The organism is Candidatus Tisiphia endosymbiont of Myopa tessellatipennis, assembly GCF_964031105.1.
Taxonomy (GTDB): Bacteria; Pseudomonadota; Alphaproteobacteria; order Rickettsiales; family Rickettsiaceae; genus Tisiphia.
In genome coordinates, this window is sequence record NZ_OZ035005.1 from 1001235 (window position 1) to 1014021 (window position 12787).

The 12787-nt window shown below is 32.1% G+C and carries 12 protein-coding genes and 1 pseudogene; 4 read left to right on the plus strand and 9 right to left on the minus strand.

What is annotated here, in order from left to right:
• Positions 1-36 precede the first annotated feature (36 nt).
• From AAHN03_RS07685 to greA, 3 genes are all read right to left on the minus strand, one after another.
• A complete protein-coding gene (locus tag AAHN03_RS07685; protein ID WP_410521325.1) occupies positions 37-357 on the minus strand; it encodes a transposase in 321 nt (106 codons plus the stop codon).
• The gene (locus AAHN03_RS05035; RefSeq protein ID WP_342278334.1) at positions 350-496 is read right to left on the minus strand and encodes a hypothetical protein; all 147 of its coding nucleotides are present in this window, start codon (positions 494-496) and stop codon (positions 350-352) included. Before AAHN03_RS05035 ends, AAHN03_RS07685 begins: the two co-directional genes overlap by 8 nt.
• A 76-nt stretch (positions 497-572) precedes the next feature.
• Entirely contained in the window at positions 573-1064 is a 492-nt protein-coding gene (greA, locus tag AAHN03_RS05040) for a transcription elongation factor GreA (protein ID WP_342279190.1), read from the minus strand.
• Between the two features lie 76 nt (positions 1065-1140).
• Here greA and AAHN03_RS05045 point away from each other — a divergent pair, with 76 nt between their 5' ends.
• The 3 genes from AAHN03_RS05045 to rpoD are packed head-to-tail and all read left to right on the plus strand — an operon-like array spanning position 1141 to position 5476.
• Positions 1141-1761: a diacylglycerol/polyprenol kinase family protein gene (locus AAHN03_RS05045; RefSeq protein WP_342278335.1), complete on the plus strand. Its 621-nt coding sequence runs from the start codon at positions 1141-1143 to the stop codon at positions 1759-1761.
• Positions 1758-3530 carry a DNA primase gene (gene dnaG, locus AAHN03_RS05050; protein ID WP_342278336.1) on the plus strand — a complete coding sequence of 591 codons (1773 nt, stop codon included), beginning with the start codon at positions 1758-1760 and terminating at the stop codon, positions 3528-3530. Before AAHN03_RS05045 ends, dnaG begins: the two co-directional genes overlap by 4 nt.
• A 17-nt stretch (positions 3531-3547) precedes the next feature.
• A complete protein-coding gene (gene rpoD / locus AAHN03_RS05055) occupies positions 3548-5476 on the plus strand; it encodes an RNA polymerase sigma factor RpoD (RefSeq protein ID WP_342278337.1) in 1929 nt (642 codons plus the stop codon).
• A 19-nt stretch (positions 5477-5495) separates the two neighbouring features.
• Here rpoD and recO read toward each other — a convergent pair whose 3' ends face one another.
• From recO to lepA, 6 genes and pseudogenes are all read right to left on the minus strand, one after another.
• Positions 5496-6221, minus strand: a complete 726-nt coding sequence (gene recO / locus AAHN03_RS05060; protein ID WP_342278338.1) for a DNA repair protein RecO — start codon at positions 6219-6221, stop codon at positions 5496-5498.
• A 246-nt stretch (positions 6222-6467) separates the two neighbouring features.
• Complete coding sequence (era, locus tag AAHN03_RS05065; RefSeq protein WP_342278339.1) at positions 6468-7373, minus strand: GTPase Era; 906 nt, start codon at positions 7371-7373, stop codon at positions 6468-6470.
• A gap of 10 nt (positions 7374-7383) precedes the next feature.
• Positions 7384-8094, minus strand: coding sequence for a ribonuclease III (gene rnc / locus AAHN03_RS05070; protein ID WP_341761424.1), 711 nt, complete (start codon positions 8092-8094; stop codon positions 7384-7386).
• Position 8095: 1 nt separating this feature from the next.
• Positions 8096-8884 (minus strand): signal peptidase I, encoded by a 789-nt coding sequence (lepB, locus tag AAHN03_RS05075; protein WP_342278340.1) that lies wholly within the window; start codon positions 8882-8884, stop codon positions 8096-8098.
• A gap of 61 nt (positions 8885-8945) precedes the next feature.
• Positions 8946-9554: pseudogene (locus tag AAHN03_RS05080) on the minus strand (IS110 family transposase); the annotation flags it as partial.
• A gap of 236 nt (positions 9555-9790) precedes the next feature.
• Complete coding sequence (gene lepA / locus AAHN03_RS05085) at positions 9791-11593, minus strand: translation elongation factor 4 (protein ID WP_341761419.1); 1803 nt, start codon at positions 11591-11593, stop codon at positions 9791-9793.
• 83 nt (positions 11594-11676) lie between these two features.
• On the opposite strand from lepA, the gene prfB reads away from it, so the two are divergent.
• Positions 11677-12787, plus strand: a protein-coding gene (gene prfB / locus AAHN03_RS05090; RefSeq protein ID WP_342278341.1) for a peptide chain release factor 2 whose coding sequence is annotated in 2 segments (ribosomal slippage) — positions 11677-11745 and positions 11747-12787 — 1110 coding nt in all. Because the reading frame shifts where the segments join, the coding sequence is not laid out codon by codon here.

Here is a 12787-nt window from a genome sequence, read left to right on the forward strand (position 1 = left end):
AGTATAGACCCACAACTGTCGAAAGTTCGAATGGGATCATATTTTCAGCTCCACCAAGTTTGGATTACCGCCATAAAAAAGTACAATATCTTTAATAAGTTCCTTCTCAATGAGCAAAGTAAACTTTAATAACACCATCTTAAATCTTGTTAGTTTATTACTAATTTTAAAAATTATAAACAAAATTGCTGCTATTAAAATGCAATATAAATATACCTGCATTCCATTCATATTATTACTGACAAAATTCTTAAATTGTAAATTTTGTTTGATAAATCTAAAAAAAACTTCTATAGACCAGCGTTTCTTATAGGATTCAGCAATCTCCTCTGCAGATAAATCTAATATGTTAGTCAAAAACCATAACTAAAAACTCTTCTTTCAGTTCACTAAGTGTTTGGTAACCTAGCTGACTCAAATTTCCTTCATCTAAAATCTCGGTTAATTCTTGACTATCGAGTAGAACCACTTCAAACCTGATTGTTTCTATATACAATACTGAATTAGATGTAACAAGTTACATCTAATTCAGGTTATAACATATAAATAAGCTAGCACTAATAGTTATTATCTTAAATATCTACTAATTCTTGATAGGATACTTCTAAAACTTCATAAGATTTTGAACCTTTAGGAGTAGTTACTTCTACTATATCTCCGACCCCTTTACCGATGAGAGCCTTAGCAATTGGCGATACTATGGATACCCTCTTTTTGGTTATATCTGCTTCATACTCTCCAACAATATGATATATAACTATTTCCTCTATTTCATCATCGATCAACTTAACTAACGCCCCAAATTTTATGGTATCACCGGAGAGTTTTGAGGTATCAATAATTTTAGCTCTTGCTATTTTATCTTCAAGATCCACAATGCGACCTTCAATAAAACTTTGTTTTTCCCGTGCTGCATGGTATTCTGCATTCTCAGATAAATCTCCAAAATCTCTAGCTGTTGCTATAGCTTCAATTACTTTTGGTCGTTCTATATGTTTAAGATGTTTAATTTCTTTTTCTAAACTATCAAACCCTTTATGTGTAATAGGAAAATCTGCCATAATAATATGTCTTGTCTAAGTTAAGTTTTCTAGTATATTTGTTGTGTCAAACTTTGTCAAATAGGCCTTTTAGGTTATTATGCAAACTAAACTCTTTAATTTTGAAATACAACGTAAAACTTTCCATTTATACAGCTTGATTATACCACTTTTTTATTTATTTTCATCTAAATTAGTTGTTACTACACTATTATTTCTACTTATAATATGTGTATTATATATAGATATTACAAGGCATTATAATTTATATGTTAAGAAATTTACAGATAAATTTCTTGGAAAGTTTATGAGACCTGAAGAACAGAGTGGTTTATTCAGACTAAGTGGTAGCAGTTTTATGGTGGTTGGGTTTTTCTTAACTGCTCTTTTATTTTCAAAAGGTTTAGCGATTTCATCTTGGCTTATATTGATAATAGCTGATTGTCTTGCTGCGTTAGTGGGTACAAAAATAGGTACGCCTCTAAAAAATGGCAAATCATTGGAAGGTTCCATTGCCTTTCTAATTTCTGCAATTTTTATTAGCATATTAGTGTATTTTTTCATCGGCTATCACACTAGTTTTACTGTTATCATAATTAGTTCTACAGTTGCTACTATTAGTGAATTCTACTCAAAAGAGTTATCAATAAACGATAATTTATTAATACCTCTTAGCTACTGTTTCTCTACAATCATATTCACCTTTATTTTAAGTTTATGAGAATTCCATTAGAATTTTATGAACTTCTTAGAACTCGGATTAATTTATCAGATATTGTTAGACAAAAAGTAGTCTTAACTAAGAAATCTGGAAATTACTTGGGACTATGTCCTTTCCATGTTGAAAAATCTCCATCATTCACTGTAAACGACGCCAAGAAGTTTTATTATTGCTTTGGCTGTGCTGTTCACGGGGATGTTATAAAGTTTGTTTCCAACTTTAGCGGTTTATCTTATAAGGAAGCAGCCATTAAACTTGCTAATGATTATGGCATTGAATTGCCTAAATTAACAGCAGCACAACAGAAACTCTATGAAGAATCGGATGAACTATTTAATATCTTAGAGATGGCTGAAAGATTTTTTACATCACAATTGTCACAAGAAGTATGTAGCTACTTACATGACCGCGGTATTAGTAAAGAAGCAATTAAGGAATTCTCCATCGGATTTGCTCCTCCAGCTAAAGCATTACAGAAATTTTTTGAAAAAAAATCAATATCTTTGAAAAAACTTCAAAAAGCAGGCTTAGTGGGCAAGCGAGATGATGGTACAATATATGAGATATTTTATAATCGGATAATCTTTCCGATTAAAAATGTTTATAATAAAGTAGTTGGTTTTGGGGGGCGAGTGCTTGGTGAGGGGTTACCTAAATATTTAAATTCTCCGGAAACCATATTATTTCAAAAAAATGAAACATTATATGGGGAGAATAATGCAATTAGTGTTGCCTATAAGAAAAATCATTCAATCTTAGTTGAAGGGTACTTGGATGTTATTGCCTTGCACCAAGCTGGTTTTAAAGAAGCAATGGCAAGTCTTGGTACTTCGGTTACAGAGAATCACCTACAAAAATTATGGCGTGCCGGAGATGAAATAGTACTCTGTTTAGATGGGGATATAGCAGGAATAAAAGCCACCCATCGGGTAATTAATCTAGTACTACCTCTGATAAATGGCAATAAGAAAATTTCCTTTGTGGTGTTACCTAGCGGAAGTGACCCTGATGATATTATAAATAAAGATGGTGCAGGAAGTTTTACACAAATTTTTGATAAAAGAATTAATCTATCTGAAATGATTTGGCGTTCCGAATATGAAGGTAAGATTTTCTCAACTCCAGAAGACAAAGCTATTTTGGAAAAAAATCTTGGAGATTATTGCAAACAAATAAAGGATAAACTACTTAGCAATAATTATTATCGATATTTTAAAGATCAGATATGGCAAAATTTAATTAAACGGCAAAATAAAGTAACTATAACAAGTTCAAATATTATATCTACCACTCCTAACTATTCAGAAATCGAAATATTAGAACAAACTTTTTGTATAATATTGGTTAAATTTCCTGAAATGGCCAAAAAGCAAGAAATAAAGGATTTCTTATTAACGTTAAATTTCCAAAATAAAATGCTTGAAGCTTTTCGTGATTGGTATTTTGCAGAAATTATTAGCAACGATATATTAGATCAGGAAAATATTATTGGTTTGGCAGAAAAAACTGGATTTTATGACACTTTTTCAGTATTGTCAAAATCCAATAATCTATTTCTAGATTTGTCATTTAATAAGGATGATATCGATTCTGACTTACTTTGGCAATGGTTGCATAAAAAACATCACCTAGTGCTATTAAAACAAGAATATACCTCAATTATTCAAAATGGCTCAGATGAAGAGCTAAAAAAAGCTATATTATATCGAGAAGAAATTTTGAAAATCTCTAAAGAGATTTATAATCTAAACGAATCTTTTACTAATTGACCCAAGGTTTATAAATTATGACAGAAGCAAAAGAGAAAATAGATGTAAAAGGTACTGCAGTTGGTACTGCAGTTGATAACCTAGTTAAAACAGCTAAAGAAAAAGGCACTGCAGTCACTTATTATGATCTAAATAAAGTCATTCTAATGACTAATAATATATCAGTAAACGATTTAGAAAAGGTAATATCAAAGTTTTCTGAGGCTGGAGTTGATATTATAGAAGGTGATGATGACGAGATCAAACTTGATATTAATGTAGATGATGAATTTAAACTATCTAATAATGTTGATCGTAAGCCTGAAGACGAAAGTGAAGAAGAAAATTTAGGTACGACCGATGATCCAGTAAGGTTATATTTACGAGATATGGGAGGAGTTGGACTTTTTTCTCGTGAGACTGAAATAGAAGTAGCCCAAGATATTGAAGAAGGCAAAGAGATAATGGTTAAGTCACTTTGTGAAAATCCAATATCGATGAAATTCTTTATAAAATGGCATGAAGATTTAGTTAATGAAAAAATACTACTCCGAGATTTGATTGATCTAGAAGCTAATATGCTCAACGGGGATGATAGTAATTCTGAAGAGAATCAAAATAATTATATAGAATCAGATCATGAAGAACATGAAGAAGCTAGTAATTTATCAATAGCTACTATTGAGTTGCAGTTATTACCTAGTGTTATCAAGCGTATGGAAAAAGTTTCTAAACTTTCTGAAGAGTTGTTAATTGAAGCAAAAAAACATTACACACGTTATCCTCAGCCTAAAGGATTGCATGATAACAAAAAATATACCAAGAATCTACAATTACTAATTATTGAAATTTCTAGTATCCATTTTCACTCTAAAAGGACAGAAGAAATTCTTAATAGAATATATAGTCTAAATAGAGAATTAGTAACTAAAGAAGGGAGCTTCCTTAAATTAGCTGAGAAATATGGCATAAGTCGTCAGAACTTCCTAAATGAATATATGGGAGCAGTAATTGATGAAAGCTGGAAAAGGCAAATGCAAAAAAATAGGCAATCTAATTGGAAGAATTTCCTTGCTAAAGAATCTGATGCTATTGATCAAATGATTAGTGAATTAAAAACCATGGAAATGACTATTGGTTTGCCAATTATTGAATTTAAAAAATTAGTGCATACAATACAAAAGGGTGAAAGACAAGTCCTTAGGGCAAAAAAAGCTATGATAGAGGCTAATCTGCGTCTAGTTATCTCAATTGCTAAAAAATATGCAAATCGTGGATTACAGTTTCTAGATTTAATTCAGGAAGGAAATATTGGGTTAATGAAGGCTGTTGATAAATTTGACTATCGTAGGGGATATAAATTTTCTACTTATGCTACTTGGTGGATTAGGCAAGCTATTACTAGAGCTATAGCTGATCAAGCTAGAACCATACGTATTCCCGTGCATATGATTGAAACGATCAATAAAATTATTCGTACCTCTAGGCAGATGCTTAACGAGCTAGGTTATGAACCGACTCCGGCAGAAATTGCCGCTCGCCTTTCTATGCCAGTTGATAAAGTACGAAAAGTAATGAAAATAGCTAAAGAGCCAATTAGCTTAGAAAATCCAATAGGCGATGATGATGGTAGTTATCTTGGAGACTTTATTGAAGACAAAAATGCTGTATTACCGCTTGACGCAGCAATTCAATCGAATTTACGAGAGGTCACAACTAGAGTTTTAGCAACTCTTACTCCTCGTGAAGAAAGAGTTCTAAGAATGAGATTTGGTATAGGAATGAGTACTGATCATACACTAGAAGAAGTTGGACAACAATTCAACGTTACTAGGGAACGTATTAGGCAAATAGAGTCCAAAGCACTACGCAAATTGAAGCATCCGACTAGATCTAAAAAACTTAGTAGTTTCCGGGGGGGATCTAGAAAGCAAAACAATTCTTCAGATTCTGCTTTTGGAGGATGATTTTCTATAGGTTTTATTTTTACAATGTGAGTGTTGCGAATCGAATAATATATTCTATGAAATTCTCTCGTGCATGTAGTTGTTGTTGGTTGTGAAAGAAATACCGGTGAAAAAAATATGTAGTTAAATTAAAAGCTTGTTTTTTATCATTATTAGTAATTTGGCTATTAGTGGAGGTTAGGAATTGTGGTAAGATTAGAAGCCTGTCTTGATATGGTAACCCCTCTGATAAGCATACAGCTCTTCCAGATTTTGGCGAGACATAACCTAGATTCTCCCTACTACCTGTTACCGCACATTTATGCAGATCAAGACCATAGCCTGATTCTTGAAGTATGGCTAATTCAAATTTAATATATTCCTCAAAAATAAAATTATTTGCTAGACTACTTAAATATTCTACAAAAATTGGAAAAAATTTATTGTGATTTTCTCTTTCATGAAATGCCATCTTAATAAGGCTAATAATTGAATTAAAAGCGTAAAGCTTAATTTTATTAGTTATTAAAAGACCAGCGTAAGATTTTATTAATTCGCATTTAGCCATTCCTAGATGCTCGTGTAATCTAGCTTGCCAAAAAAAATCAACAATATTACCTTGTTGATTTACAGAGCCAAATTTTTTAGATGTTTCTCGTATTACACCGTAATATAAGCCATGATTTTCAGTAAAAACTGTAATAATAGCCGTATTTTCTTTTAGTGGTTTTTTGGCAATTATTATACCTATATCTTTAAAATTCATATTTAAACTTGTTACCTCAGTTTTGGATTAAATTTAAAAATTTTAATCCAAAACTGGCTAGAATATTCAGAAAAATGCATTCTTGAAGCGGCTGGTACGAATGCATTTTAATCTATTATCGCTAATAATCTTATTTTTATGCCAATAAAAATAAGATTATTAGCAAATGAAATATTTAACAATCAGGCGTCAAACCGCTTTAAGTCTGATTGTTTACATTCTCATTCCAATTTCGGATTAATGAAATTAATCCGAAATTGAGGTTTGTTGCAATCTCATATGGCTATATGAGTGTGGATCATTTTCCCAAAGCTCACGTACTTTCACAAAAAGGAAAAGGTGAATTTTACAATCAAAAGCTAGCTGCATCTCTATTCTTGCCTTATATCCTATTTCTTTAATTTTACAACCATTTTTTCCTAAAATAATAGTCTTATAAGAATTCTTTGAAACCACTATTACCTGATGAATTTTGATAGAGTTATCATTATTCTCCTGCCACATTTCAGTTTGAACAGTTAAATTATAAGGTAATTCTTGGTGGAGATTCAAGAATAATTGTTCCCTAGTTATCTCAGCTGCTAAAAACCGCATAGGTAGGTTAGTAACATCATCTTCTTCGTATAGCCAAGGCGACAGCTCTGCTTGGCTTTGTATGTAACTTAGTAAGTTATTGATATTCTCGCCGTTTAAAACGGATATTCTAAATATATTAGCATTTATGAACTGAGACCTTATAATATTTTCTATTTCTTCTATATATTGAGAAGGAATATCGATCTTATTTAACAAAAACATTAAATTTATTTTAAGATTTTGTAATTTTTTTAGTATTTGTAAAGTAAATTGGTCTATAGGTTTCGTACTATCTATTATTAATAAAACTAAATCTACACCATGTAAACTTGACCATGCACACCGTACCATTGCTTTTTCCAGTTGTTTCTTTGGCTCAAATATACCTGGAGTATCTAGTATTATCAGCTGCGTATCTTTTATAGTAACTATTCCAGTTATAATGGAGCGAGTCGTTTGAACTTTATTCGTTACTATGGAGATTTTTTGTCCAATAAGTTTGTTTAATAATGATGATTTACCAGCATTTGGTTTGCCGATTATACATAGAGAAATTGTCTTTTGAGATATTCCCACGGATTAAACCTTACAACTTGTTGAGGTAGTTCATTAATTTACGAGCAGCAACTTTTTCTGCTTCTTTAACTGAATGACCAGTACCAGTTTGTTGGTAGGCTTCCATTTTTACTAATACAGTGAAGATAGATGCGTGTGGTGATCCTTCTCTTTTTATCACTTCATACACGGGTCTTTCAATTCCCTTTCTTTGTGCTAATTCCTGAAGAGTAGTTTTAGGGTCATAATCAGCTAAATCAGTAATAGATATAAACTCATACCACAAATCATATACTATTTTTTGGGTCGTATCAATATTACTATCAAGATAAATGGCAGCAATTAATGCTTCCATAGTATTCTCAATATTATTAGGATTTTGTCTTCCCCCTAATACTTCTTCGCCATGGGTCATAATAATATAGTCTGACAAATTGATTTTTGCAGCTACTTTGCAAAGTGATTCTTTACAGACTAGATATGCTCTAATTTTTGCTAATTTCCCCTCATCATAAGTAGAGAAATTTTTAAATAAAATTTCAGTAATGATAAAATTAATTATTGCATCACCAAGTAATTCTAAACGTTCATAGTTTTTTTGAATTCCATGCTTTAGGGTATGTTGCTTAAGGGAAGGATGACTTAACGCTTCAAGTAAAATATCTTTATTATTAAAATTATATCCTATATCTTGTTCAAGCTTTTCCGGAGCAGAAAGAGCTGATTCTTTACTTGTTATCATTTTATATTTTATCTGTATAAAGGGATGTAAATATTCTGTTAAATCTAATAGATGTCAGCCAAGTACCAACACGGAGTATTTGATTAATTATCCCAATATCACTTTGCCATAATTCTTCTTTTGTAGAAAAAATAATAAATTGTCCTTTGGCTATAAAATTTTTAAACGGTACAAATCCTAGATCTATCCTACTATCATTCGATTCATCTCTGTTATCTCCAAGAAAGAAATACTTACCTTCAGGTACATAAAAGCTTTCCGTATTACCATATTTATTTATTAATGAATGATTATTTTGTTTTAATTTATAAGAAAAATAACTTACACCATTAGGTAATATTTCCTTATATTTTATATAATTTTTTCCTTCTTCACTTATATATGTACCAATTTCAGTGCGTTCTATGGCTTTATCATTTATATACACTACATCATTGATTAATTGTACTTTATCTCCAGGTAGACCGATTAGTCTTTTTATAAATCGAATATCCATATTATTTGGTGGGCGAAAAACTATTATATCTCCTCTTTGTGGCTGTGACGCCCATATTCTCCCATTCAAAATATTGGGACTAAAAGGAAAAGAATAATTACTATATCCATAAGAATATTTTGTTGAAAAAATATAATCATTCTCTAGCACTGTTGCTTTCATTGAACCTGTTGGCACAAAAAAAAGTTCCATGACAAAAAATCTTATCATCAGTGCCAAAAATATTGTAAAGATAAAAGAAGTATATTCTTTAATTTGTGTTTTTTTGTTGGTAATCGCAGCTGTTGTTTGCATAATTATTATTTAATAACGAACTAAATTCAGCCTACAATACCTTATTACTATGTTTAAATCCAGCTATTATTTTTAATCTCTTTTCTCTCTCTGTTATTCTTTTATCATTATCCAAAAATTCCTCTTTCAGTTCACTAAATATTTGGTAACCTAGCTGACTTAAATTTCCTTCATCTAAAATCTCAGTTAATTTTATCACAACCTTATTGATCCCTTGAGGAATAATAAAACCAAATTCATGTAATAATCCTCTAGTTTCATTCGCAAGTGCCGTACGGTTTTTTACCAATCTCTCTCTTACCAGATGAATTGACAAAATATCTTGTTGTTCTATAGTTTTAATTGGTACAAACCTCATATTAGGTCTTGTCACAGCTTCACATATAGCTTCAGTATCAGCTTGATCGTTTTTATTAGTTTTAACATACGGTTTGACAAATTGTGGAGTCATTAGTTTTACTATATGTCCCAATTTAGTTATTTCTCTTGCCCAGTAACTAGCTCCACCGTAAGCTTCCATTCCTACCAAACATTTTGGCGTATTAGCCATAAATGTTAAAACCTGATCTCTCATCAATTTTTTCTTTAATACCGTCTTACCATTTTTATCTACACCATGAATTTGAAAAATTCTTTTTGCAATATCTATACCAATTGTGGTAACTTCCATCTTAGCCTCCTGTTTGTTGTTTTAATATATTGAATATTAACTCTAGAAGATTAGCCACTGCTTTTCATTCTTTATATCAGGAGATCCATACCATTACCTTACGCATGGCATTTAAAAGTCATAGGGAAAATAGCCTAGAGTTTATTAGCGAGAAGCCACTTTGGTCACAACTGTTGAAAGTTTACAAATACTTATACCACAGCGTCTATTAGCGAGCATAAGCGAAGTAATCTAAATCACTCATCTCCTATTTTAAGAGCAGCTATAAAAGCAGATTGAGGTATCTCAACATTACCAATATTACGCATACGTTTTTTGCCAGCTTTTTGTTTTTCCAGTAATTTACGCTTACGAGTTATATCACCGCCGTAGCATTTAGATAAGACATCTTTACGCATTGCTTTGACAGTTTCTCTAGCAATTATTCTACTACCAATAGCAGCTTGAATAGCAATTTGAAATAATTGCCTTGGGATTAGATCACTGAGGCGTTTACACAATTCTCGACCTCGATATTCTGACCTTGAACGATGTACTATAGTAGATAAAGCATCAACTGGCTCGCTATTAACTAAAATAGATAATTTTACCAAATCGCTCTCCTGATAAACATCTATTTCCCAATCAAAGCTAGCATAGCCTTTTGTATAACTTTTTAACTTATCATAAAAATCAAATACTATCTCATTTAACGGTAATCGATAAATTACCATAGCCCTACCGGCTACATAAGTTAATTCAATTTGCACCCCTCTTTTATCGGTACATAAAGATAACACATTACCTAAAAACTCATCTGGTACTAATATTGTTGCCTTAACCCAAGGCTCTAACATTGAGTCGATATTTTGCACAGGTGGCAAATCAGCTGGGTTATGTATTTCTAATTGATTTCCACCACGCATATTAATCTTATAAATCACACTAGGAGCGGTGGTTATCATATCAAGGTCAAATTCGCGTTCCAATCTTTCTTGTACTATTTCAAGATGTAGTAACCCTAAAAACCCACAGCGAAAGCCAAAACCTAAGGCTGTTGAACTCTCTACTTCAAATTCAAAGCTAGCATCGTTAAGTTTTAATTTAGCTAAAGAATCTTTTAAATGCTCAAATTGTGAAGCATCTGAAGGGTATAAACCACAAAACACTACCGGTAAATGCGGCTTAAAACCAGGCAGAGATTCCTGACAAGGTCTTTTCTCGTCAGTTATTGTGTCCCCAACCTTACAATCAGCAACTTGTTTTATTGAAGCAGTAAAGAAGCCTATTTCTCCTGGGTATAAAATATCTGATATATGTTTTCTAGGAGTAAAATACCCAACATTTTCAACATTATAAGTAGAATTGGTAGCCATCATTTTAATACGCATATTCTTGCGTAAAACTCCATCGATAACTCTAACTAAAATTACTACCCCTAGGTAAGAATCGTACCAGCTATCAACCAATAATGCCTTTAGAATATCTGTTTGATTAGTTTTTGGACATGGCAGCCTATTAACAATTGCTTCAAGTATCTCCTCTATTCCTATACCACTTTTTGCAGAAATCAACAATGCATCGCCTGCATCTATGCCAATTACGTCCTCTATCTGTTGCTTAACTTTATCAGGATCAGCAGCTGGTAGATCAATTTTATTTAGAACTGGAATAATTTCATGATTATTATCGATCGCTTGATAAACATTTGCTAGAGTTTGTGCTTCAACACCTTGGCTACTATCCACTACTAACAAAGAACCTTCACAAGCAGCTAACGATCTACTCACCTCATAAGAGAAATCCACATGACCAGGAGTATCCATTAGGTTTAGATAGTATGTATTACCATCTTTTGCTTTGTAAGTTAATCTAACAGTCTGTGCTTTGATAGTGATACCACGTTCTTTTTCTATGTCCATTGAGTCAAGTACTTGATGACTCATCTCCCGAGCTGCCAGCCCCCCACAATATTCAATTAATCTATCTGCTAGAGTAGACTTACCATGATCAATATGAGCGATGATTGAGAAATTTCTGATAAAGTTTTGATTATTCATGGTATATTTGGTATAATGTTAAAATTAGAAAGAAGTTTTATCTTTATATAATAAAATTCCATTTTATAGTAGGAAAATTAACAATGCGTGCTGAAATTGAACATTATGTAAAAAAAATCGAACAGTCTTTAGAACTGCTCAGGAGGTCGCTTTGATTTCGATAATGCAAGCAAAAGGCTTTTAGAGCTAGAAAATATATCAGAAGATCCGGATATATGGAATAATCAAGAGAAGGCCTCGAGTATTCTAAAAGAAAAAAGACTTCTAGAGATCAAGCTTAACTCGTTTAAACAACTTCAGTCTAATTTTACGGAATGTTTAGAACTTGAGGATTTGGCATTTACTGAAAATGATCAACAAGTTTTGCAGCAAGTTCAAGAAGATTTAGGGAAACTATCTATTATTGCCGGAAAATTTGAGACTGAATGTTTATTTTTTGGAGAATTTGACAGTAATAATTGCTTTCTAGAAATCAACGCCGGAGCTGGAGGAACAGAAAGCCACGACTGGGCATCAATTATGATGCGTATGTATTTACGCTTCGCAGAAAGGCTGGGTTTTAAAAGCGAAATTATTCATCTTATTAATGGCGAAGAAGCTGGAATAAAATCATGTACTATCAAAATTAATGGCTACCAAGCATATGGTTGGTTTAGAACAGAATCTGGTGTACATAGGCTAGTTAGGATATCACCTTTTAATGCCGCAGGTAAAAGGATGACTAGTTTTGCTAGCAGTTGGGTATATCCAGAAATTGATGATGATATTTCCATTATAATAGATGAAAAAGATCTTAGAATTGATACTTATAGGTCTTCCGGGGCTGGGGGGCAACATGTAAACACTACCGATTCTGCAGTAAGGATTACCCACTTACCGACTAATATCGTAACACAGTGCCAAAATGATAGATCGCAGCATAAAAATAAAGCACAAGCTATGAAAATGCTTAAAGCAAGGCTTTATGAGTCAGAGTTAAAAAAACGTACCGATGATATTAATGAACAAAATGCATCCAAGACTGAAAATGGTTGGGGACATCAAATAAGATCTTATGTATTACAGCCTTATCAGATGGTTAAGGATTTACGTACCAACCATGAAACTTCTGATACTAAGGGTATACTTGATGGGGATTTAGAGAAATTCGTTTCAGCCAGCCTATCAATGAGTGTTGGTAATATTAGTCATTAG

Excerpts from the sequence above, each read along its gene's own strand:
- AAHN03_RS05045 (WP_342278335.1), top strand. The coding sequence starts at position 1,141 with ATGCAAACTAAACTCTTTAATTTTGAAATACAACGTAAAACTTTCCAT.
- dnaG (WP_342278336.1), top strand. The coding sequence starts at position 1,758 with ATGAGAATTCCATTAGAATTTTATGAACTTCTTAGAACTCGGATTAAT.
- rpoD (WP_342278337.1), top strand. The coding sequence starts at position 3,548 with ATGACAGAAGCAAAAGAGAAAATAGATGTAAAAGGTACTGCAGTTGGT.
- recO (WP_342278338.1), bottom strand. The coding sequence starts at position 6,221 with ATGAATTTTAAAGATATAGGTATAATAATTGCCAAAAAACCACTAAAA.
- rnc (WP_341761424.1), bottom strand. The coding sequence starts at position 8,094 with ATGATAACAAGTAAAGAATCAGCTCTTTCTGCTCCGGAAAAGCTTGAA.
- lepB (WP_342278340.1), bottom strand. The coding sequence starts at position 8,884 with ATGCAAACAACAGCTGCGATTACCAACAAAAAAACACAAATTAAAGAA.
- lepA (WP_341761419.1), bottom strand. The coding sequence starts at position 11,593 with ATGAATAATCAAAACTTTATCAGAAATTTCTCAATCATCGCTCATATT.